The organism is Jingyaoa shaoxingensis (assembly GCF_014385005.1).
Classification (GTDB): domain Bacteria; phylum Bacillota; class Clostridia; order Lachnospirales; family Lachnospiraceae; genus Marvinbryantia; species Marvinbryantia shaoxingensis.
Map to the genome: position 1 here is coordinate 21,199 of NZ_JACRSZ010000007.1, position 23,876 is coordinate 45,074.

The 23,876-nt window shown below is 43.5% G+C and carries 20 protein-coding genes; 19 read left to right on the top strand and 1 reads right to left on the bottom strand.

The window, feature by feature from the left end:
* The first annotated feature begins 122 nt into the window (after nt 1-122).
* Both H8716_RS08010 and H8716_RS08015 read left to right on the top strand, forming a co-directional pair.
* Nucleotides 123-1,604, top strand: a complete 1,482-nt coding sequence (locus H8716_RS08010) for a DUF1538 domain-containing protein (protein ID WP_334299709.1) — start codon at nt 123-125, stop codon at nt 1,602-1,604.
* A 17-nt stretch (nt 1,605-1,621) separates the two neighbouring features.
* Complete coding sequence (locus H8716_RS08015; protein ID WP_249308052.1) at nt 1,622-2,302, top strand: P-II family nitrogen regulator; 681 nt, start codon at nt 1,622-1,624, stop codon at nt 2,300-2,302.
* Nucleotides 2,303-2,323: 21 nt separating this feature from the next.
* On the opposite strand, the gene H8716_RS08020 is transcribed toward H8716_RS08015, so the two are convergent.
* On the bottom strand, nt 2,324-3,163 hold the full coding sequence (locus tag H8716_RS08020) for a helix-turn-helix transcriptional regulator (RefSeq protein ID WP_249308053.1): 840 nt from the start codon (nt 3,161-3,163) through the stop codon (nt 2,324-2,326).
* A 325-nt stretch (nt 3,164-3,488) separates the two neighbouring features.
* On the opposite strand from H8716_RS08020, the gene H8716_RS08025 reads away from it, so the two are divergent.
* The 17 genes from H8716_RS08025 (at nt 3,489) to H8716_RS08105 (ending at nt 23,850) form a co-directional block, all read left to right on the top strand.
* Nucleotides 3,489-4,769 carry an ABC transporter substrate-binding protein gene (locus H8716_RS08025; protein WP_249308054.1) on the top strand — a complete coding sequence of 427 codons (1,281 nt, stop codon included), beginning with the start codon at nt 3,489-3,491 and terminating at the stop codon, nt 4,767-4,769.
* Between the two features lie 94 nt (nt 4,770-4,863).
* Nucleotides 4,864-5,751, top strand: a complete 888-nt coding sequence (locus H8716_RS08030) for a carbohydrate ABC transporter permease (protein ID WP_249308055.1) — start codon at nt 4,864-4,866, stop codon at nt 5,749-5,751.
* Nucleotides 5,752-5,827: 76 nt separating this feature from the next.
* Nucleotides 5,828-6,556: a carbohydrate ABC transporter permease gene (locus H8716_RS08035; protein ID WP_249308192.1), complete on the top strand. Its 729-nt coding sequence runs from the start codon at nt 5,828-5,830 to the stop codon at nt 6,554-6,556.
* Nucleotides 6,553-7,002, top strand: coding sequence for a hypothetical protein (locus H8716_RS08040; protein WP_249308056.1), 450 nt, complete (start codon nt 6,553-6,555; stop codon nt 7,000-7,002). Before H8716_RS08035 ends, H8716_RS08040 begins: the two co-directional genes overlap by 4 nt.
* A complete protein-coding gene (locus H8716_RS08045; RefSeq protein WP_249308057.1) occupies nt 6,971-8,275 on the top strand; it encodes a right-handed parallel beta-helix repeat-containing protein in 1,305 nt (434 codons plus the stop codon). The genes H8716_RS08040 and H8716_RS08045 overlap by 32 nt, the downstream gene beginning before the upstream one ends.
* Nucleotides 8,275-10,437: a 1,3-beta-galactosyl-N-acetylhexosamine phosphorylase gene (gene gnpA / locus H8716_RS08050; protein ID WP_249308058.1), complete on the top strand. Its 2,163-nt coding sequence runs from the start codon at nt 8,275-8,277 to the stop codon at nt 10,435-10,437. The genes H8716_RS08045 and gnpA overlap by 1 nt, the downstream gene beginning before the upstream one ends.
* A gap of 267 nt (nt 10,438-10,704) precedes the next feature.
* Nucleotides 10,705-11,805 carry a LacI family DNA-binding transcriptional regulator gene (locus tag H8716_RS08055; RefSeq protein ID WP_249308059.1) on the top strand — a complete coding sequence of 367 codons (1,101 nt, stop codon included), beginning with the start codon at nt 10,705-10,707 and terminating at the stop codon, nt 11,803-11,805.
* Between the two features lie 28 nt (nt 11,806-11,833).
* Entirely contained in the window at nt 11,834-12,766 is a 933-nt protein-coding gene (locus tag H8716_RS08060; protein WP_249308060.1) for a carbohydrate ABC transporter permease, read from the top strand.
* Nucleotides 12,767-12,782: 16 nt separating this feature from the next.
* Nucleotides 12,783-13,646 (top strand): carbohydrate ABC transporter permease, encoded by an 864-nt coding sequence (locus H8716_RS08065; protein ID WP_249308061.1) that lies wholly within the window; start codon nt 12,783-12,785, stop codon nt 13,644-13,646.
* A gap of 92 nt (nt 13,647-13,738) precedes the next feature.
* Nucleotides 13,739-15,043 (top strand): extracellular solute-binding protein, encoded by a 1,305-nt coding sequence (locus tag H8716_RS08070; RefSeq protein WP_249308062.1) that lies wholly within the window; start codon nt 13,739-13,741, stop codon nt 15,041-15,043.
* Nucleotides 15,044-15,076: 33 nt separating this feature from the next.
* A complete protein-coding gene (locus tag H8716_RS08075; protein WP_249308063.1) occupies nt 15,077-16,123 on the top strand; it encodes a zinc-dependent alcohol dehydrogenase in 1,047 nt (348 codons plus the stop codon).
* Nucleotides 16,124-16,215: 92 nt separating this feature from the next.
* Nucleotides 16,216-16,968, top strand: a complete 753-nt coding sequence (locus H8716_RS08080; RefSeq protein ID WP_249308064.1) for a hydroxypyruvate isomerase family protein — start codon at nt 16,216-16,218, stop codon at nt 16,966-16,968.
* A complete protein-coding gene (locus tag H8716_RS08085) occupies nt 16,965-18,092 on the top strand; it encodes a Gfo/Idh/MocA family protein (RefSeq protein WP_249308065.1) in 1,128 nt (375 codons plus the stop codon). The genes H8716_RS08080 and H8716_RS08085 overlap by 4 nt, the downstream gene beginning before the upstream one ends.
* A 37-nt stretch (nt 18,093-18,129) precedes the next feature.
* Nucleotides 18,130-20,655 (top strand): glycoside hydrolase family 3 protein, encoded by a 2,526-nt coding sequence (locus H8716_RS08090; RefSeq protein ID WP_249308066.1) that lies wholly within the window; start codon nt 18,130-18,132, stop codon nt 20,653-20,655.
* A gap of 5 nt (nt 20,656-20,660) precedes the next feature.
* Nucleotides 20,661-22,154 (top strand): glycerol kinase GlpK, encoded by a 1,494-nt coding sequence (gene glpK / locus H8716_RS08095; protein ID WP_249308067.1) that lies wholly within the window; start codon nt 20,661-20,663, stop codon nt 22,152-22,154.
* 23 nt (nt 22,155-22,177) lie between these two features.
* Nucleotides 22,178-23,287: an Ldh family oxidoreductase gene (locus H8716_RS08100; protein ID WP_249308068.1), complete on the top strand. Its 1,110-nt coding sequence runs from the start codon at nt 22,178-22,180 to the stop codon at nt 23,285-23,287.
* Nucleotides 23,288-23,430: 143 nt separating this feature from the next.
* Nucleotides 23,431-23,850, top strand: coding sequence for a hypothetical protein (locus H8716_RS08105; RefSeq protein WP_249308069.1), 420 nt, complete (start codon nt 23,431-23,433; stop codon nt 23,848-23,850).
* The last annotated feature ends 26 nt before the right edge of the window (nt 23,851-23,876 follow it).

Here is a 23,876-nt window from a genome sequence, read left to right on the forward strand (position 1 = left end):
AGACAAGGGGGATTTCGTTGGCGGGAAAAGGATTTGTCAGAGAATTACGGATACACAGGAAAACATTAAAAGATAAGATACAGGAAAAGGCGCGGGAATCAGTAACAGCAGTACTGCCGGTCATGGTGATAGTACTGATACTGAGTTTTGTCATAGCGCCTCTTTCCCCTGAGATTATGGTGGAATTTATCATAGGCGCTGTGCTGGTTATTATCGGCATGGCGTTTTTTTCACTTGGTGCAGAAGTTTCCATGACTCCTATGGGAGAACGGGTTGGCGGAAGTCTGGTGAAAACAAAAAAGCTGTGGTTCATTATCGGAACCGGATTTATTTTGGGAATTATTATTACCATATCAGAACCGGATCTTCAGGTTCTGGCGCAGCAGGTACCATCCGTACCCAATATGGTATTGATCCTGTCGGTGGCAGCAGGGGTTGGAATCTTTCTGGCAGTTGCACTGATGCGAATTCTATTTGGTTTTGCGCTGGCACCATTACTGATCGTATTTTATGTGATCATTTTTCTGCTGGCAATGCTGGTGCCGGGAGATTTCCTGGCAGTTGCCTTTGATTCAGGAGGCGTGACGACAGGTCCTATGACAGTACCTTTTATTATGGCACTTGGCGTGGGAATTTCTTCCATTCGTAATGACCGTCATGCGGAAGATGACAGCTTCGGACTGGTTGCGTTGTGCTCCATCGGCCCGATTCTTGCAGTCTTGCTGTTAAGCCTGATATATCAGACAGAAGGATGCTTTTCTCCGGAGAGAAGCGGAAGTATTGCGAATTCTGTAGAAGTCGGGCAGCTTTTTCTGGGGGCAATTCCGGAATACATAAAAGAGATAGGCGTATCCCTCCTTCCGATTACAGTATTCTTTGGGCTCTTTCAGATTTTTTCGCTGAAACTGGAACGAAGAACACTTAGTAAAATCCTGATTGGACTGGTGTATACCTATATTGGTCTGGTACTGTTCCTGACAGGGGCAAATGTGGGATTTATTCCTGCAGGAAACGCACTTGGAACTGTACTGGCATCGCTTCCGTATGCATGGATTCTGGTGCCTCTTGGAATGCTGATCGGGTATTTTATCGTAAAAGCGGAACCTGCGGTGTATGTGCTGATGAAGCAGGTAGAAGAACTGACAGATGGCGCGATATCGGGAAGGGCTATGCAGATCAGTTTATCCATAGGCGTTGCGGCGTCGGTAGGGCTTTCTATGATTCGAGTCTTAAAGGGAATCTCGATTTTATGGTTCCTGATACCGGGATATGCCATTGCATTGGGACTGACCTTCCTGGTTCCGAAGATCTTTACTGCCATCGCCTTTGACTCCGGTGGTGTGGCGTCCGGACCGATGACGGCTACTTTTCTGCTTCCACTGGCGCAGGGTGCCTGTATTGCCGTGGGAGGAGATGTAGTCCGGGATGCATTTGGCGTGGTAGCAATGGTAGCTATGACGCCACTGATTACCATCCAGATTCTTGGTGTACTATACGTGAAGAAAGAAGCACAGTCTGCAGGCAGAACACCTGGCATGGAATATCAGACAGATATGATGGAACTGTTTGCAGAGTATGGCGATGATGAAATCATCGAGTTCTGAGAAAGGAAAAACAGGATATGAGCAGAGTATCGATGCTGATTACCATCAGCAGCCGGAAAAAAATATCAGAATTTGTGAATTTTTATGAAACCTGGCAGGTAAAAGCCGGAACAATTTCCCTGGGGCGTGGGACGGCAGCCAGTGAGGTGCTGGATTATCTGGGACTGGAAGATGAAGAAAAGGGAGTTTTTTTCTCACTGGTTACAGACGCTGTATGGCAGAAGCTGCAAAAGGGACTGCAGAAAGAATTACAGATTGACATTCCGGGAACCGGAATCGCCTTTACCGTTCCCTTATCCAGCATAGGAGGAAAAAGGACACTGGCATTTTTCCTGGATGGACAGGAGTTTGAAAAAGAGGAGGAAGCAGAGATGACAGATGCGAAGCATGAACTGATTATTGCGATTGCCAATTACGGATATACAACGAAAGTCATGGAAGCAGCCAGATCCGGAGGTGCCACGGGTGGCACCGTGCTTCATGGAAAAGGCGTCGGAATGAAGCGGGCAGAACAGTTCCTGGGAGTCTCGCTTGTCTCTGAAAAAGAAGTGATACTGATCGTCTCAAAAAAAGAAGAGAAAAATGCGATTATGAATGCCATTATGGAAAAGACAGGAATCGGAACAAAGGCCGGAGCAATCGTATTTTCCCTCCCGGTTACCGGGGCGGCGGGCTTAAGGCTTCTGGAAGAAATGTAAAAACGGCAGCAGGCAGGGACATTATTTTTGTCCCTGCTTTTTTTTAGCAAGTTTTCGGTAAGTGCCTGCCGTCATCTGGCAGTACTTGCGAAAACTCTGTGAAAGATAGCTCTGAGAAGAAAAACCGGTCAGATGGGCAATATCTGAGATGCCATAGTCACTGTTTTCCAACAGATCCTTGCAGACTTCGATGCGCTTCCGGTTCAGATAATTAATCGGTGAGATATCATAATACCGGGAGAATTCGTGACTCAGATAATATTTGTTCAGGTGACTGAGTTCTGCCAGATGATCCAGAGTAATGTTATCACTGTAGTTAGAGTCCAGATAACGCTTGATGGCGGCACATTCACGGCTTGGATGCTGGGATGGCATCAGCTCAAAGGCAGAATCAGTAATACGGCGCAGCTGGATCATCAGGATCTCCAGCATGTGGCGGCAGATCACATCGTATCCTTCTTCCTGACGGTCCAGTTCGCGGAAAAGTGACTGGAAGTAGAACAGAAGGTTGACCTCGCGGTTGTGACAGTGCAGAATCTGAAAGTCTTTATGATCTTTAAAGGAAAAACCGATTCCGTCGATACCAAGGGTCAGATAACTCAGAGGAGGGCTGCCTTTGGAAAGTTCAGTGTGCAAAATCTGAGGATTAATGATGACCAGATCATCTTTGGCAATAGGGTAATGCTCATCCTCAATCAGGAATTCTCCTTTACCGTTCTGCACATAGAACAATTCAGTAAAAGCGTGGGAATGACGGATACTTGGCCAGTCACCTTCGTATCTGGAGGAAGAAGCACTGAGCAGTACCGCATCAGTAGCGGAAGACTGTTCGGAAGAAAATCGCAGGGATCTGGTACTCATAAAGACTCCTTTCCGGAAAATAAAATATTTATTAGGAATTTTGTTTTGAATAAAAATATACTTCTAAACAGAAAAGAAGGTTGACTGCTATAAAGTGTATATTTTATCTAAAACAATTTGAATTATTTGAAAAAACAAAGCAAATTCTCCAAAAAAATAGATACCTTGATTTCTGATAGTAAGTATAAATCCATAATAGCGCAAAAGAGACGTAAACGCAAGAAATCTAAAAAACAAAGCAAAAAGAGAATTGAAATACAAAAGAAAACAACGTATGCTAAAGACAGATGAAAAAACGTGAAAAAGATTTTCAAGGAGGATAAAAATGAGAAGAAAATTAGTAAGTGCAATTCTGGCGGCTACAGTAGTTGGAAGTATGATCGCAGCAGTACCGGTTGCTGCCGAAAGTAACGATGAGACATTAACCGTATGGTGCTGGGACCCGAATTTTAATATTTATGCTATGAAACAGGCAGAGGCAGCATATCAGAAGGATCATCCGGATTTCAAACTGGATATTCAGGAAAACGTATACTCCGATATCGAGACTAAGCTGATTACGGCTGCGACATCCGGGGATTACAGTACACTGCCTGATATTTTCCTGATGCAGGATTATTCTTATCACAAAGATGTTACCAGCTTCCCGGATGTATTCACAGATCTGACAGATTCCGGAATTGATTTTTCTTCATTCTCAGCCGGTAAACTGGCAGACTCTACGGTAGATGGCAAGAACTATGGTGTTCCATTTGATAATGGTGCAACTATCATGGCAATTCGTTCTGATATTGTAGAAGAAGCGGGACTGACTACAGATGATTTCAAAGATATTACCTGGTCACAGTTCATGGAACTGGCTAAGACAGTAAAGGAAAAAACCGGTACACCGATGCTGACTACTTCCGGTGGATCCGAACTGGTTCTGGAAATGCTTCAGTCCGCAGGTGCTTCTCCAATCGTAGACGGAGAAGTTAAGATTGCTGATAACGAAGTACTGGCACAGGCTGTTGAGGTATATGCAACTCTGGTAAAAGAAGGTTATATGACAGAGTACACTGATTGGGATCAGTATATTGCTTCCATGAACAATGGAGATGCAGCAGGTGTGATCAATGGATGCTGGATTATGTCTTCTATTCAGGCAGCAGAAGATCAGTCAGGTAACTGGACAATTGTGAATATGCCTGCACTGGATGATGTAGAAGGAGCAACCAACTACGCAAACTGTGGTGGTGCAAGCTGGGCAGTATCTTCCAACTGTGAGAATACAGATCTGGCTTTTGATTTCCTGAAATCCACATTTGCAGCAGATGTAGATCTGTATGATGATTTACTGGTAAATGCAGGTGCAATCGCAAGCTATCTTCCTGCAGCAGAATCCAGTGTATATCAGGAAGCATCTGACTTCTATGGCGGACAGAAGGTATATGCGGATATCGTAGATTTCGCAAGCCAGGTTCCTGCATTTGACTGCGGAGCTTACTATTCAGATATCAGAAGTGCTCTGACAGACGTAGTAACAAACGTAGTACAGAATGATGCAGATATCACATCTGAACTGCAGAATGCACAGGATACTGTAGAGTTTAATATTGAAGGTTAATCAGATCTTGACAGTATAAGATTTGACAGATGATTGAAGGGCCGCTGCAAAATGCAAGGATATTTTTGCAGTGGCTCTCTTTAGGAGGGAATATATGCAGCCAAAACGAAAAAAAATGAGCCTTCAGAAGAGACATAATCTGATTGGATGGGCATTTCTGATTCCGGCATCTCTTCTGATTTTTATTTTCTGCTTTTATCCCATGGTGCAGGCCATTTTGCTATCATTCAAGAAGGGCATGGGAGCAGCAGGAGTCTGGAATGGAATCGGCAACTATACACGTATTTTAAAGGATAAGACTTTCCGGCAGTGTCTGTTTAACACGGTATTCTATTTCATTATTCAGGTACCGATCATGCTGCTTCTGGCACTGATCCTGGCGCAGCTTCTGAATAATAAGGATCTGAAGTTTAAGGGGCTGTTCCGTACGATGATCTTCTTGCCGTGTGCCACATCACTGGTATCTTATTCTATGATTTTCAAGTCATTGTTTGCAGGAGACGGATTTGTTAATGCGATACTGACTCACATCGGAATGCAGCCGGTAGACTGGTTTCAGAATGCATGGGCGGCAAGATTTGTTATCATTATTGCCCTGATCTGGAGATGGACCGGATACAATATGGTATTTTATCTGTCTGGACTTCAGAATATTGACAGTTCTATCTATGAAGCAGCGCGGATTGACGGAGCAAACGGCATTCAGCAGTTTTTCAAAATGACGATACCACTGCTAAAGCCAACGATTCTTCTGACTGCAATTATGTCAACATCAGGTACCCTGCAGCTTTTTGATGAATCTGTGAATCTGACCGCCGGAGGACCTGGAAAGTCAACCATGACTCTGGCACATTATATTTTTAACATCTCTTTTGTAGAGACACCGAAGTTTAATTATGCAGCAGCTCTGTCCGTATTTATTTTGGTATGTGTGGCAATTCTGTCTGCAATTCAGATGAAAGTGGGTGACAGTCGTGACTAGTAATAAATGGAAAAACAGGATCTCTTATATTGTATTAAGTATCGCAAGCCTGCTATCGGTGTTCCCACTGTATTATATGATCTCCGGGGCAACGAATAAGAGTATCGATATTGTCCGGGGACGTTTGATTCCGGGAAGCTATCTGATGGAAAATTTTAAAAGTCTGACTGCTAATCAGAATCTGGGTCTGGCTATGTTTAACTCTTTTCGAAATGCGATAGTGATTACCATCCTGACACTTCTGATCTGTTCTATTGCAGGTTATGGATTTGAAATCTACCATGACAAGGGAAAAGACCTTTTGATGAGTATTCTGCTGCTTGCCATGATGCTGCCGTTTGTGGCACTAATGATACCGTTATTTACCATGTTTTCCAAAATAGGGCTGGTAAACAGCTGGATGGCACTGGTACTGCCGTCGATCTCCACCCCGTTTATGATTATGCTATTCCGTCAGGCATCCCGTTCCTTCCCGGTGGATATTATTGAGGCAAGCCGTCTGGAAGGAATGAGCGAGATTGCGATTTTCTTCCGTATGTATATACCGGTGATGAAGTCTACTTATGGAGCAGCTATGACGGTCACATTCATGAATGCATGGAATAATTATCTGTGGCCGAAGGTCATCTTACAGAATAATGAATCCATTACCATGCCAATGCTGGTAGCCAATTTAAAGAGCGGTTACAGTGTAGATTATGGAATGCTGATGCTGGGAGTACTGATCTGTACCTTACCGACAGCAGTGATTTTCTTCTGTCTGCAGAAGAGCTTTTCCAATGGACTGACAGGAGCGGTAAAATGATGACATTTGATTTTCTGGATAAAAAGGAACGGGACTACAGTATGGCAAGTCTGATGCAGGCTTACAGACTGGGACTGATAGAGAATCCAAGACTGGCAGCTGTGGAGCAGCGAAGGCAGGTGGAAAACAGGAGGCGCAGAGAGACACTGGAGAAAGGCGAGACGGTCTACGGACCTGAGCAGTATTCCCCGATTGCCTATCTGCACCATGAACTGACTGAGTTTAAGCTGGCTTATGCTTCAGAAAGCGCAGCCATTGACAACAGAGAAGTTTTCCGTCCGATCAGCCGGGAGGAAACAAGACGCTTTTATGAAACACACAAGAATCTGTTTACCAGATATCAGGGAGATGCATTTTCATATGAAGATGTGGAATTGATCATACGAAAAAAAATAAGGGAAAAGGAGTATGAAGATGCAGTACAGAACATATTATGTCAGCTCTGAAACAGGAAATGACTGCTATGACGGTCTGAGTAAAACGACTCCTTTTGCCACACTGAAGCGTCTTCAGCAGTGCAAATTGTATCCGGGAGATCAGATTTTGCTGGAATGTGGTTCAGTATTTGAAGACCAGTATCTGCATATATCAGATTCCGGATCAAAAGAACTGCCAATCGAGATTGGCGCGTATGGAAATGGCGCACTGCCAAAGATTCATGCCAACGGAACGGGTATCTGGTATCAGGATTATGGAATGCCGCTGGATTCTCCGACGCATGTATACAGGGGAAACGTGTCATCAGCAATTCTGCTCTATGATGCGCAATATATCTGGATTCACGATCTGGAGATTACCAATCAGGAGCCATTTACGACCATGGACGCATATTGTGCACCGGATAAAATGGACCGTACCGGAGTGGCAGTTGTGGCGCAGAACGGCGGTACCCTGCATGGAATTCATCTGAGCAATCTTATGATCCATGATGTGAATGGTAATGTATACAATAAGCACATGAATAATGGCGGAATTTATATGACGGCTCTGAAGCCGGAAAATGAGAAAGTAACCGGAGTGGCACGTTTTGATGGAGTGCTGGTGGAAGACTGCTCTGTGTGGCGTGTCAGTCGTTGGGGAATCGCAGTAGGTTATACTTATCAGCATGCAAGATTTACCGGAGCCGAGCTAGCAGAAGAGACATTTTTGCAATATGGACAGGAACATATTCTGCTGAGGAATAATTATGTAAAAGAGGCTGGCGGAGATGCCATCACACCAATGTATGCACTGCGTCCGGTAACAGAACACAACAGTGCAGATTCTTGCGCCTGTGAGATGAATGATCATGTTTACCGTCATCCGGGAGAGCGCATGGGTAAGGTGGCAGCGGGAATCTGGTCATGGAAATGTAAGGATGCTGTGTTCCGTTATAATGAAGTGCGGGATATGAAGCTGAATCAGGATGGAATGGCGTATGATGCAGATTCCGGAGACGGGACTCTGTATGAATATAATTACAGCAGTCAGAATGAAGGCGGATGTGTCATGTTCTGTCTGGAGGAAGCTATCCATAATACATTCCGATACAATGTCAGCGTAGATGATCTGGGAGGAATCTTAAGTCCTTCCGGCAATCCGGATGCATATGTGGCAGAGAATGAATTCTATGTGAGAAGAGGCGTTCCTCTTCTGAGAAATCAGATGAGTGACGGCAGAATCACACTGGAGAAAAATAAGATCACAATGATAGAGAACGAAAACGGAGGACAGAGATAATGGAGCAGAACAAAGGTCGTGTAACCATACCGACAGATCTGGATGTGGTGCCGCAGACACTGGAGATCATGGGTGAGTGGGGAGCAGATGCACTCCGAGACTGTGATGGCACGGAGTTTCCGCAGGAATTGAAGAATACCGGAGCAAAGGTCTATGCGACTTACTGTACAACCAGAAAAGATAATGAATGGGCAAAAGCGAATCCGGACGAAGTTCAGCAGATGTATATTATGTCATCTTTCCATACGGCAACGGAAGACAGTTTGAAAATCCATCTGATGGATCATCTGTATCCGGCAATGCTGAAGGTGAATGACCGGGATGATATCCGGAAATGGTGGGAAGTGACAGATCGTACCACAGGGGAAGTCGTTCCTGTCGGTGAATGGACTTACGAAAAAGAGAGCGGGGATGTGGTGATTCATCCGACAAAACGGTTTCATGAGTATACCGTCAGTTTCCTGGCTTATATTATGTGGGATCCGGTCAATATGTACAATGCTGTGGTAAATGACTGGAAAGATGTGGAGCCGCAGATTACTTTTGATGTGCGTCAGCCTAAAACGAAGGCGCATTGTATGGAAAAACTGCGTCAATTTCTGGATACCCATGAATATGTAGATGTGATTCGTTTTACTACTTTTTTCCATCAGTTTACACTGATCTTTGATGAACTGGCAAGGGAAAAATATGTAGACTGGTTCGGCTATTCGGCGTCTGTCAGTCCTTATATTCTGCAGCAGTTTGAACAGGAGGTGGGATATCCGTTCCGCCCGGAATACATTATCGACCAGGGATACATGAACAATACCTATCGCATTCCATCAAAGGAATTCAAAGATTTCCAGGATTTCCAGAGAAGAGAAGTGGCGAAGCTGGCAAAAGAGATGGTGGATATTGTACACGAATATGGCAAAGAAGCCATGATGTTCATGGGTGACCACTGGATCGGTATGGAGCCGTTTATGGACGAATTTGCGTCCATTGGTCTGGATGCAGTAGTAGGAAGTGTTGGAAATGGCGCAACTCTGCGCCTGTTCAGCGATATCAAAGGCGTAAAATATACCGAAGGAAGATTCCTGCCATACTTTTTCCCGGATACTTTTTATGAAGGCGGGGATCCGGTGAAAGAAGCAAAGGAGAACTGGGTAACTGCCAGAAGAGCCATCCTTCGCAGTCCGATCCAGAGAATCGGATACGGCGGCTATCTGAAGCTGGCACTCCAGTTCCCGGATTTTGTAGAATATATTAAGGACGTCTGCCGAGAATTCCGTACCCTGTACGACAATATTCAGGGAACCACACCATATTGTGTAAAGCGTGTGGCGGTGTTAAACTGCTGGGGAAAGATGCGCTCCTGGGGCAATCATATGGTGCACCACGCAATTTATTACAAACAGAATTATTCTTATTTTGGTATCATAGAAGCCTTAAGCGGAGCTCCATTTGATGTGTCCTTTATCAGTTTTGACGACATCAGGAACAATCCGGATCTGTTGAAAGACATTGATGTTATTATTAATGTAGGAGATGCAGATACAGCTCAGAGTGGAGGCGAAAACTGGATTGATGAGACAGTTATTACAGCAGTAAAAGAGTTTGTATATAATGGTGGCGGCTTTATTGGTGTGGGCGAACCTGCAGCACACCAGTGGCAGGGCAAATTCTTCCAGTTGGATGATATCCTGGGCGTAGAAGAAGAACGGGGATTTAACTTGAATACAGACAAGTACAACTGGGAAGAACACAGGGATCATTTCATTCTGGAAGACAGTGAGGGTGAAGTGGATTTTGGAGAAGGCAAGAAGAATATCTTTGCACTTCCGGAGACAGAGATTCTGATACAGAATCATCAGGAAGTACAGATGGCGGTAAAGACCTTTGGAAAAGGTCGTGGCGTTTATATCAGCGGACTTCCATACAGCTTTAAGAATAGCAGAGTACTCTATCGTGCAGTATTATGGTCCTCATCTGCCGAAGATCAACTGCACTGCTGGTATTCCTGCAACTACAATGTGGAAGTGCATGCATATGTAAAGAATGGTAAATATTGCGTGGTTAACAATACTTATGAACCACAGGATACGATTGTATACAAAGGAGACGGAAGCAGCTTTGAACTGCATATGGATGCAAATGAGATAAAGTGGTATCAGATCTAAAATAATACTTTCAGTAAATGGCAACAGAATGGCTGCATGAAAAGTCATGTAACATTCTGTTGTCATTTTTTGTTTTGAGAACGTGAAAAAAATCACATTTTTACAAAATGGTTTTGTTGTAAATATGTGAAAAAGTGACAACGTTTTCATAGTACAACACTGACAAAGTTGTGAAAATAGACTAAAATAGTGTTGCAAAACGAAGGAGTTTATGTTTAAATCACAATATAAGCGGGTGGGAAATGAAAAACATAAGAGGAAAAATAGATGACCGAATATGAAAAAATTTCACAATTCAATATGAAAAATAAGTCATCCAATAAAGTGACACTGAAGATGATTGCTGAGAAAGCAGGAGTGTCTGTATCCTGTGTGACAAGGTGTATAAATGATAGTGGTTATGTGGCAGAGAAGAAAAAGAAAGCCGTGCAGGCGGTGATGGAGGAATTGAAATATGTTCCAAACAGACATGCCAGAATGCTGCGGGGAGAAAGATCTAAACTGTTGGCATACATTTATTTGGCTGTTGATGAAAATATCTTTTTTACCAAGATCGCAACGAGAATAGAAAGTATCAGTTTTCGAAAAGGATATACCATTTTATCATTTGCATTGACGAATACCAATTCTATAGCATTTAAAGAAGTAATGGAATCGCTGATGTCTTACGGCGTGGACGGACTGATTTTTAACACAGGAAGTAATCAGTCCATTATAGAAAAGGTTAGGGAAGTTGTTCGGACTATATCGGTACCAACGGTTATGATTGAGCGATGTGGGGATATCTATAATGTGGAAAAGGTTCTGATTGATAACACAGAAGGCAGTTATATAGCAGTATCCAAGCTGGCTGCAATGGGACATCGACGGATTGGATTTTTTGGTGTCAATCCGGAATCCAAAGTAGAACAGGAACGTTATGACGGATACCTGCAGGCAATGGAAGAAGTAGATCCGGAGTATGCAAAAGGACACAGTTTTTTTACCACCGCATATACAGTGGAAAATGGATGTTATCGTTTCAGGGAGATTCTGGGTATTCTGGAAAAGGAAGAGGAATCCGTAAAACCAACAGCTTTTCTGATCGCATCCGATATTTTGGCGGCAGGCGCCTACCGGGCAATATCAGAAAGAGGGTTGAAAATCCCGGATGATATTTCACTGGTTGGTTATGATGATACGATTGCGGAATTCCTTTCCCCGCCACTTGCAACCATGCAGCTCCCGGCAGAGGAAATCGCTGAAGCAGCGACAGATATCTTAATTGATAGAATTGAGTCATCCACGGAGCATGATGCTCACAGAACAGTAAAGATCGGACCGGTATTTATTCCACGGCGTTCCGTAAAAGATCTCAGAGGACAGTAGAATCAGACATTGGATAAGGAGGAAAGACATGGAACAGCAGACTGAAAAAGTAAAGAAACAAAATAGTTTTGGAAGTATTCTAAATCAGTGGACTTCGTTTTTGATGCTGATGCCTGCAATTGCATCTCTTTTGATTGTTTCGATTTATCCTACGGTAAAAACCATTTGGATGTCATTTTTTGACAAGTCTATCTTGAAAAAAGAGGAACCGTTTATTGGATTGGCAAATTACATAGAATCTTTTTCAAAGGCGGGTACCTGGCAGACGATCTTTAATACTTTGTTTTTTGCAATTGTGTCCCTCGTCTTAGGAGTATCGCTGGCAATGCTGATAGCTACCAAACTTATCAAGCCTTATCCACTGAGAGGATTTTTCAGGGCAATGTTCCTGATTCCATGGGTAACTCCGCCACTGGTAGCATCAATTGTCTGGAGATTCATATTCAGTGAAAACTTCAGTCCGATTAATTCTATTTTATTAAAATTACATCTGATAAAAGTTCCGGTTAATTTCCTGGGAAGTACAGCAACATTTTTGGGAGTATCAGAACCGTTGATTGTATTGACGATCATCAATGTATGGTCCATTTTCCCATTCCTTATGGTCATGTTTATTGCAGGATTACAGACAGTTCCGCAGGAAATATATGAAGCGGCAAGAATGGACGGAGCCGGTAAAATGGCAACATTCTGGAAGATCACCGTTCCGTGTATCCGGCCGGTGATTACATCTTCCATTGTGCTGGAACTGATCTGGCAGTTTAATAATTTTAATATCAGTTACATGGTAACCAATGGTGGACCACTGGGATTGACTAAAACCATGGCGGTAGAAGTATATCAGGCGGCGTTTACCAATTACAGATATGGGTATGCTTCGGCACTTAGTATCATTATGATGCTGATTGCATTGATTCCATCCATTTTCTATATTCGTTCTTCACTGAAACCAGAAAATTAGAAGAGGAGATGAGCTGATGAATGCGAAGACAAAAAAGAAGATTCAGAAAGTTTGGAAAGTGATCTGGCATTATATTTCATTATTCCTGATCAGTTGTTTTGTATTACTTCCATATTACTGGATGATCGTGACAGCAGTGAAACCGACAGAAGAGGTAATGCAGTCACCAGCGACCTTACTCCCATCCAGATTATCTTTTACGAATTTTACAAAAGTGTGGTCCTCTATCCCACTTGCAACTTATATGAAGAACTCTATGGTAGTATCACTGACAGCAACGGTTGTGAGTGTCATATTTGCAACACTTTGCGGATACAGTATAAGCCGGTACATCCGCAAGAGAGCACAGAGAGTATCCTTTGTAATCATGCTGGTCAGCCAGCTGATTCCAGGAATAGTTACTATGATCAGCTTATATTTTATCATGTTCAATATGAAACTGACGAATACCTATGTAGGTCTTGTGATTGCATATGTGGTATGGGCAGTTCCGTTCTGTACCCTCATGATAAAGAGCTACTTTGATGCGGCAATTCCGGTGGCAATTGAGGAAAGTGCCAGAATCGACGGATGTAGTAATTTTGGAATATTCTGGAGAGTATGTCTTCCGATTTCTGTTCCAGGTATTATTTCAACAGGAATTTTCGCTTTCATTACGGCATGGAACGAATATATGTGGGCAAGTATTATTTTATCAAAAGACAAATTAAAACCGGTATCAGTAGGTATTTATGATTTTATAGGACAGTACAGTGCCAATACAAAGATGGCAATTACTATGACAGCCGGTATTATTATTACCATTCCGGCAATTATCATATTTGCATTTTTACAGAAGTATCTGATCAGCGGCTTATCAGCAGGCGCTGTAAAAGGATAAAAGAATAGCTTACTGTCAGGGGCGCAAGACGGGAAACTATGTCAGAAGGGTGAAACAAAAAGGATAATGTATTCTAAAGGAGGATATTTGATATGAAGAAATCTTTGATCGCATTAGGCATGACAGGAACCATGATTTTGGCAGGAACTTCTATGGTAATGGCAGAAGATAAGCCATATGACGGAACAAACCTGGTATTCTGGATGCAGGCTTATGGTTCAGATCCATCCATACAGAGAGCTGCTCTGGATAAGGTTACCGCAGATTTTCAGGAACAGACTGGTATTTCAGTAGAATACAATATTGTGGACTGGGGCAGTGCATCACAGAAGCTGACACTTGCCTGCACAGGCGGTGAAGCACCGGATGTGGCAGATATTTTCTTTACCAAGTCTCTGGCCACTATGAGTTCAGATGAATACGGATTGATGGAACTGAATGATCTGGTAGAAGAAATGGGTGGAGAGGATACCTGGATCACAGCCGGAAAAGATGAAGCCTGCGTAGATGGTGACTGGTATGGAATTCCATGGCGTGCTGATACCAGAGTATTACTTTACAATACGGAAGATTTTGAGAATGCAGGTATTACAGAAGCACCGACAACATGGGATGAACTGGTAGAAGATGCACAGAAACTGACTGTGACAGATGAGGACGGAAATATTACACATGCAGGTCTTGCATGGTATTCAGACATGGGACGTTACGATCAGACATGGTTCTCCATGCTGGCACAGTGTGGCGGTACATTGATGAATGATGAGTTTACAGAATTTACTCTGGATACAGAACAGTCTAAACAGGCACTGGCATTTTTATCTGACTGTATCAACACATACAACATTTGCAGCAACAGTCTGGATGCTTCCTATGATGCTGTAACAGAGTTTATGAGTGGTAATGTATCCATGGTATTTGGTGTAACAGGTGAAACAAAGAATAACATTCTCCAGAATGCGCCACAGATGGAAGGCAAGTTTGCATCTGCGCCGCTCCCAACTGCAACAGGCGCAGAAAATGAGAAAAATGGTATTTCTTTCTCTGCACCAATTGGTATTTTCAAAACAACAGAAAATGCAGATGCAGCAAAAGAATGGGTAAAATATTTCTGCAGTGAAGATGTACAGCTGTACATGAGCCAGGAACTGGGACTGTTAAATTCCAACTGTGCAGTAATGGAAAATTCTTACTTCACAGAGGATGACTGGTTAAAGGCATTCTCAACTACCATTGCAAATTCTCAGTCCGGTGATATGCCTCTGACTACATGGAGCCAGATTGATGCATGGCCAGATGGACCGATTCCAAGTATGTGCGCAAATGTTGTAAACGGTACAGATGCAGATACTGCAATTGCAGAGTGCTTGAGCCAGATTGAGGCAATTGGCTTTTAAGTAGAAACGACAAGGAAAGGTGTGACAGAAATTATGAAGGCAATTATGTATGAAGGACCAAGAGATCTGAAAATCATTGATGTGGACAGACTTCCAATGGCAGAAAACCAGATCCGTTTAAAATCTCTTTATTCAGGCGTCAGCCATGGAACAGAAATGAATGTATACAGAGGTTTGGCACCATTTTTTCGGAAAAAGCAGGATCCGGTAACTCGTCTGTTTGTAGATGCAGATGAGAGTGAACTTTGGGAATATCCGGTAAAGAGCTGTGATCCTGGAGTATGGTACATGGGATATGCTTCTGTGGGAGAAGTAATCGAAGTAGGTAGTGCGGTAACCGGTATCAAGGTCGGAGATATCGTGACGGTAAGTGCACCTCATCAGGAAGAAAACGTGGTGAATGCAGCAGATGCTGTGATTCTTCCAAAAGAGATTCCTGCGGAAAAGGGAATTCTGTTTACCAATCTGATTACTGCTTACAATGGAATTATGGACACACATATTAATCTGGGAGATACCGTTGTGGTCAGCGGACTTGGCGTCATCGGTCAGCTTCTGGTGCAGATGGCGAAGATGAGTGGGGCGTTTAAAGTATACGGAATCGATGTACTGGAAAAGAGAAGAAAAGCGGCACTGGAGAATGGAGCAGATGAAGTATTTGATCCAACCGCTGGTGATGTGGCAATGGAGATCCGCAAGAGAACCAATAACCGTGGAGCGGATAAAGTAATTGAAGCATCGGGCAATGGTGCAGCACTGAATCAGGCAATCCGGATTGCAGCACCGGAAACAACGATTACCGCTCTGGCATGGTATCAGGGAGCTCTTTCCAAAGTAGATTTATCAGAAGAATTCCATCATAACCGGATTGGAATCAAACAGTCTCAGACAGGCCATGTGGCGCCAGAGTTCTCGAATCTCTGGGATTACCCAAGACGTGTGGAATCCTGCCTGGAGATTCTGAAAAAGCTGAAAACAGACAATCTGTTTACGGAATTCGCTTATGATGATATATGTACAGCTTATCATACCATTGATAAAGAACCGGCAAAAATTATTCAGGCTGTAATTACATATTAAGTAATCAAAGTCCTATATCTTGTATCGTATGGTAAATAAGTACCCTGACACAAGGTATGGGACTTTTTTCAGAGAAAAAGGAGAAATGAAAAATGAAATTATCAGTATGCATAGATGCAGTTTTTATGGGAGAAGATATCGAAAAAGCAATTCACAAAGTAAAGGATATGGGGATTCCGGCAGTAGAATTCTGGAGTTGGGACGATAAGGATCTGGAGAAGCTGAAAAAAGCAAAACAGGAAACAGGAATTGAGATCGCAGCATTTTGCACAGGATTTATCAGCCTGGTAGATGAAAGTAAAAGACAGGAGTATATTGATTCCCTGATTCGGACAATAGAGATTGCCAAAGAACTGGGATGCAGGACACTGATTTCCCAGACTGGTGCAGATATGGGAATCGCAAGAGAAACACAGCATGCATCAATGGTAGAAGGATTAAAGGCGTGCGTACCTTATCTGGAAAAAGCAGATATGATGCTGGTGATTGAGCCGTTAAATACCAGAGTAGATCATCAGGGATATTATCTGTCAAGCTCAGATGAAGGTGCAGAAATTATGAAAGAAGTAGGAAGCAGCCATGTGAAGATGCTATATGACATCTATCATCAGCAGATCACAGAGGGTGACCTGATCCGGAGAATCAGAGAGTATGCACCGTTGATCGGACATTTTCATGCGGCCGGTAATCCTGGAAGACATGAATTGTATCGTTCAGAGATTGATTATCGTAAAGTATTGGAAGCCATTCGTGAAACTGGGTATGAAGGATATGTAGGACTGGAATATTTCCCGGTGGATGAAAAAGAAAAAGGGCTGGAATATGCAAAGCAGGTGATGGAATGAAAAAGATCAAAGCAGCAATTATTGGCTGTGGTGTAATCAGTGAGGTATATCTGGATTCTATAAGAGAAAATTTTCAGATATTGGACATTGTGGCCTGCTCAGATCTGGATGAAGTTAGAATGAACAGCACTGCTCAGAAATATGGAATAAGAGCGGCTGCCTATGAGGAGATATTGAAGGAACCGGAGATTGAGATGGTAATCAATTTGACCAGTCCGGCAGTACATTATCCGCTGACAAAGCAGGCACTGGAGCACGGAAAACATGTATATTCAGAAAAGATGATTGCAGTGGAGCTGGAACAGGCGAAAGAATTGTGTCAGATTGCAGAGAAAAATAAGGTGCGGCTTGGGTGTGCACCGGATACATTTTTGGGTGGTGGAATTCAGACAGCAAAGTATGCTCTGGAAAAAGGGATGATCGGTATACCACACAGTGGCTTGATTTCTCTGTCAAGAGATTATCGTGTGTATGGAGAGAACCTGCCACATTTATTCCGACATGGCGGATCCGTTCTGTATGACATGGGCTGCTATTATCTGACAGCCTTTGCGAGCCTGCTGGGACCGGTGAAGTCAGTAATGTCATTTGGAAAGAAGACAGAAGAAATCCATAAAATAAAACGTATAAGCAGCAGGTTCTATGGTCAGGAGATTCCACTGGATGACTGTAATGTTATCACGGCAATTCTTGCCTACGGAAATGGTACGCTTGTGACATTACATATGAATTCGTCTTCTGTTGTAGATGAGACATTTCATCTGGAATTATACGGTGACAGAGGAATCCTGCGTCTGGGAGATCCAAACACATTCGGTGGCAGGGTCAGCATTCAGAAACCACATAACGAACCGCTGGCAGTTCCGCTCAGTCATGGATTTCAGGAACAGTCCAGAGGGCTGGGAGCGGCAGAAATGGCATGGTCCATATGCAGCGACAGACCTCACAGAGCTTCCAAAGAAATGGCATGCCATGTACTTGAGATTGTTCATGGTATCTTTTGCAGTATAGAGACACAGACAGTGTATCAGATGACTACAACATTCAGGAAACCGGAAATCCTGCCAGAAGGTTATATCGGAAAAGGCTTCTGGGAACCTGAGGAAGAAACTGCCTTGTTATAAAAGAAAAGCAGATTTGGGGATGCAGGAGGATGTATTTATGTTGCAGATGAAAAAAAGAAAGTTCAGTGGAACTACGGATACGAAAGTATCACCAAGAGAGCAGCGCAATCAAGAACTTGCCAGGATACTCGCAGAGGAGGGAATTGTTCTGTTAAAGAATGACGGGATCCTTCCGTTAAAAAAAGAGAACAAAATCGGGCTGTTTGGAAACGGGGCTGTCTGCACCATAAAAGGTGGAACAGGTTCAGGAGATGTGAATGCCAGAAATGTGGTATCAGTCTATCAGGGAATGAAAAATGAAGGCTTTCAGATTACCAGTGAAGAGTGGTTGAAAGACTATGAAGAAAAATATAAAAGGGCGCGACAGAACTGGCGCGATTTGATTTTGCATAGGACAGAGAAGGCGGGCATATCCGATTTTTTCAATATTTATGTTGCCAATCCATTTCAGATGCCGGAAGGAAGAAAAATCATCAGAGAAGATCTGGCAGGAACGGAAACAGCAGTTTATGTGATTAGCAGAAATGCGGGAGAAGGAGACGACCGTCATGCAGAACCGGGAGATTATTATCTGAGCGCTCTGGAAAAAGAAGAACTTCGTGTACTGTCAGAGTTCTGTGAAAATCTGGTTATATTGATAAACAGCGGAGCACAGATCGATCTGGAAGAATTGCTGGCAGTAAAGAAGATAAAAGCGATTATGAACATTTCCCAGCCTGGAATGGAAGGTGGGAATGCAGCAGCCGGGGTGCTGTCAGGAAGAGTCTGCCCAAGTGGAAAACTGACGGATACATGGGCAGTAAAGTATCAGGACTTCCCAAATGCAGATGAATTCAGCTATCGTAATGGAGACACTTCAGAGGAAGTCTATTCAGATGGGATCTATGTAGGGTATCGTTATTTTGATGCAGCGCAGATAGAACCAAGATATGCTTTCGGATATGGCCTATCATATACGGAATTTGAGATTGCCGTAGAAAAAACAGAACTATATGGAACCGAGACGCGAGTTGCAGTAAGGGTGAAAAATACAGGGAAACGTTTTGCAGGGAAAGAGGTAGTTCAGATCTATCTTTCCTGCCCGCAGAAAGAGCCAAGAGAAGTAAAGAAGCTGGTGGCATTTGCAAAAACGAGATTATTAAAACCGGAGGAAGAGGAACAGCTGACACTGATCTTCGACCAGAAGAACTATGCCTATTACAGTGAAACGGACCATAGCTGGAAAATAGAAAGTGGGGACTATATTCTGCTGGCCGGGAATGCGTCTGATCATCTGAGAGCTGTAAAAGTGGTTACAGTAGAACAGACAGTGACCATTGAGAAAGCGCACAGAATAGGTTCTTTGAAGCAGAGCCTGAAAGAATGGGAACCAGATCCTAAAGTGGCTGTTGAAAAACGAAAAGAATGGATGGAATCAGCAGAAAAAGATAGCGGTAAATTGATTCTGACACCAGTGGAAGAAGAAAAACAGATCTATGTCAGTCCATTGGCACAGGAAGCAGAAAAAGTAGTAAAAAAGCTTTCTGACAGGCAATTGGTTTTGATGTCTCTGGGAGAAATCAGCAAAGGGCATGAAGTAGCTCTTGGAGCGGCGGGGATCATGGTGCCGGGTGCAGCAGGTGAGACAAGCGGATGTCTGGAAAAAGAGTATCAGATACCGGGAGTGTCTATGGCAGATGGTCCGGCAGGCTTACGTATTATGAAAGAATACAAAGCAGATATAGAAGCAGGAAATGTGTATACAAATGGAATTCTGGGATCCATGGAAAATGGATTTTTCCTGAAAGAAGAAAAGAAGGAATTACAGAACGAAACGATATTTTATCAGTTTTGTACGGCGTTTCCGGTTGGAACCATGATAGCACAGACATGGAATGAAGAACTGCAGAGAATGTTTGGCAGGGCAGTGGGAGAGGAACTTCAGGAAATGGGGATTTCCTGGTGGCTGGCACCGGGAATGAATATACACCGTAATCCGCTTTGTGGAAGAAATTTTGAATATTATTCAGAAGATCCATATGTTTCGGGAAAAACAGCGGCAGCAGTTACCAGGGGTGTACAGTCTGTTCCCGGAACCGGAACAACCATCAAGCATTTTGTATGCAATAATGCAGAACAGAATCGAATGGGATCAAACAGTATTCTCTCGGAACGTACACTGCGTGAGATTTATCTGCGGGGATTTGAGATTGCAATAAAAACAGCTCAGCCTATGGCAGTGATGTCATCATACAATCTGGTAAATGGAATACATGTATCGGAGAATCATGATCTTTTGACAAACGTATTAAGGGGAGAATGGGGATTCGCGGGTATCGTCATGACGGACTGGACAACCACAACAGCAGGAGGCAGTACGCCATGGAAAGTAATGGCCGGAGGCGGCAACCTGATTATGCCTGGGGCAACGTCAGATATCAGTGATCTGGAAAATGCATTAAAAAAGGGAAAACTCAAAAGAGAAGACCTGGAAAGCAGAATTCAGAAGCTGTTGGAAATTATATATCAGACGAATGCATATGAAGGATGCAGAAGTTACAATGAACAATTTGAACAGGGATGATAAATATGAAGAAATATATTATGGCTCTGGATGCCGGAACCACCAGTAACCGGTGCATACTGTTTGATAAGAATGGAAACATATGCAGTGTCTCACAACGCGAGTTTACTCAGATGTATCCACATAGTGGATGGGTAGAGCATGATCCTTATGAGATTTTTAACATTATGCTGGGAGTTGCCCGTGATGCTATACTGAAAGCTGGAGCACAGGCGGAAGAAATTGCGGCTGTTGGCATTACGAATCAGAGGGAAACAACGGTTGTGTGGGATAAAAACACAGCGCAGCCAGTATATAATGCGATTGTGTGGCAATGCAGAAGAACCGCAGAATACTGTCAACGGCTGGAACAGTGGGGATGGGGAGAAAAGATACAGAAAAAGACAGGACTGAAGCTGGATGCATATTTTTCTGCTACCAAAATAAAATGGATTCTGGATCATGTGGAAGGAGCAAGAGAAAAGGCAGAAAGGGGAGAACTGCTTTTTGGAACGATTGAAACATGGTTGATCTGGAAGCTGACAAAGGGTAGAATACACATAACAGATTATACCAATGCATCAAGAACGATGCTGTACAATATTTTTGAATGTAGATGGGACCAGGAACTTCTGGATCTGTTTCAGATACCGGTATCCATGCTCCCAGAAGTGAAAAACAGCAGTGAAATCTATGGCTGTACGGCACCAGAGTTCTTTGGAAGTGAGATTCGAATTGCAGGTGCTGCAGGAGATCAGCAGGCGGCTCTCTTTGGACAGCAGTGTTTTCAGCCCGGAATGGTAAAATGCACTTACGGTACCGGTGGTTTTCTGCTTATGAATACAGGGTACAAACCAGAGATGTCATCAAATGGGCTTGTAACCACAATCGGATGGGGAATAAAGAACGAGATTACATATGCACTGGAGGGCTCGGTGATGATTGCAGGTGCCGTGATTCAGTGGCTGCGAGATGAACTGCACCTGATTGATTCGGCAGCAGATACCGAGTATCTGGCATCCAAAGTAAAAGATACGAATGGAGCTTATCTGGTACCGGCATTTGTAGGATTGGGGGCTCCCTACTGGAATTCGTATGCGAGAGGCGTGTTTGTAGGACTGTCCAGAGGGGTAAATAAGAGTCATATGGTAAGAGCTGCACTGGAGTCTATGGCATTTCAGGCAAATGACGTGATTCAGGCAATGAGAGAAGATACCGGAATGGATATGAACTTGATCCGCATTGATGGCGGAGCCGGATCGAATAATCTGTTGGCACAGATGCAGGCTGATTTTTCCAATATATCTGTAGTACGTCCAGCGTGCGTAGAGACAACAGCACTTGGTGCCGCATATCTGGCGGGACTTGCGGCAGGATTCTGGGACTCATTGAGAGATATTCAGAAACATGTGCAGGAGAACCGTAGTTTTTATCCACAGATGGATCAGAACATAAGAAAAAAGAAGTTGGATGACTGGAAAAAAGCAGTAAAGTGTGCCAGTTATCTGACAACACTATAACGCAGTAAGAGAGGAGCAATGAGATGGAAACTAGACCGTATATCAGCTGGAAACTGGCAGAGAACTTTATGGTGGATGCGTTTCAGGCAGTAGGAGTGCCGGAGGCAGATGCCAGAATCTGTGCAGATGTATTACTGGAGAGTGACAGAAGAGGAATCGAAAGCCATGGATGCAATCGTTTTAAACCGATCTATATGGATCGGATTCTGAACGGGACACTGAAGCCGGTAACAGAGATCGAGATTCTGAAGGATACACCAACCACAGTGGTGATGGATGCCCATGATGGAATGGGAATGGTGGCAAGCCATAAGATGATGGAGATGCTGATTGAAAAGGCAAAGAAATATGGCATGGCAGGCGGCTCTATCCGTAATTCCACACATTACGGAATTGCAGGCTATTGGGCAACTATGGCCAGTAAGGAAGGTCTGATCGGAATAACCGGAACCAATGCAAGACCATCCATTGCACCGACCTTCGGTGTGGAAAATATGATGGGAACTAATCCGCTGACTTTTGCACTGCCGACAGACGAAGAATTCCCATTCTGTCTGGACTGCGCCACATCCATCGTACAGAGAGGCAAGATTGAATATTATGCGAGAGAAGGCAAGGATACACCTGCCGGAATGGTAGTCTCGGAGAATGGTGAAGCTATGACGAATTCAGAAGAGATCCTGAAAGCGCTGGTAGATGGAACTGCAGCACTTGCACCCCTTGGCGGCATCGGTGATGAGATGTGTGGATTTAAGGGATATGGATATGCTGCAGTTGTAGAGATTCTGTCAGCCGCACTTGCCGGAGGTCCGTTTATGAAAGCATTGACCGGATTAAATGCAGATGGATCCAGAGCCATGTATCATCTGGGACACTTCTTCTTTGTAGTAAATCCAGACTTCTTCATGGGTGAAGAGACTTTCCGTAAGACTGCAGGAGATATCTGCCGCGCTTTACGGGCTTCAAAAAAAGCACCTGGGCATGACAGGATCTATACTGCCGGAGAAAAGGAATGGCTGGTATGGCAGGAACGAAAAGAAAAAGGTGTACCTGTGGGAGAAGCGGTACAGAAGGAATTCATCGGTATCCGAGATAAGTACCATCTTCCGTATCAGTTTCCATTTGAGAAATAATTGGATCCCATGTTTGCGAGAATGAACATTGTATACATGAAAGAACAATATTGTATAAAAAGACATACAAAAAGATTGACACAATAATAACGCTATGCTAAAATTCACAGGTGTAAACATATGATACGTGAAGGGACATCATTGTGAATTTTGGCATAGCATATATACAGAAAAAAACAATTCAGAAAAAATTCATATACCCTCTGGTTTTCCTGTTGTTACTGATACCGGTTCTGTATTTCGCAAAAGGAAGTTTTGCTGATGAGATAGGGATGAATGAAAGCAGGATACACAGCACCAGTCTTACCGGACAGAAAGCGTTCTCGGTGAAGAGAGCGGCAGATGTATGGTATGAGACCGGATGCAGTGTCCGGGAACCGGAGCGGTCAATCAGACAAAGTTCTGTCACATCTTCCGGACTGTGTATAGAGACAGTTCCGGTTCAGTTTTATCAGAATGAGGTAAGGGAACATATACGAAAGAGGCATTCAGAGAGACCACCGGAACCTGGCAGGTCTAACTGGAGTCTGAGAGCACCGCCCGTTTACGTCTGTAACATATAAAAAACAGATAAACAGGAGGGGCAAAT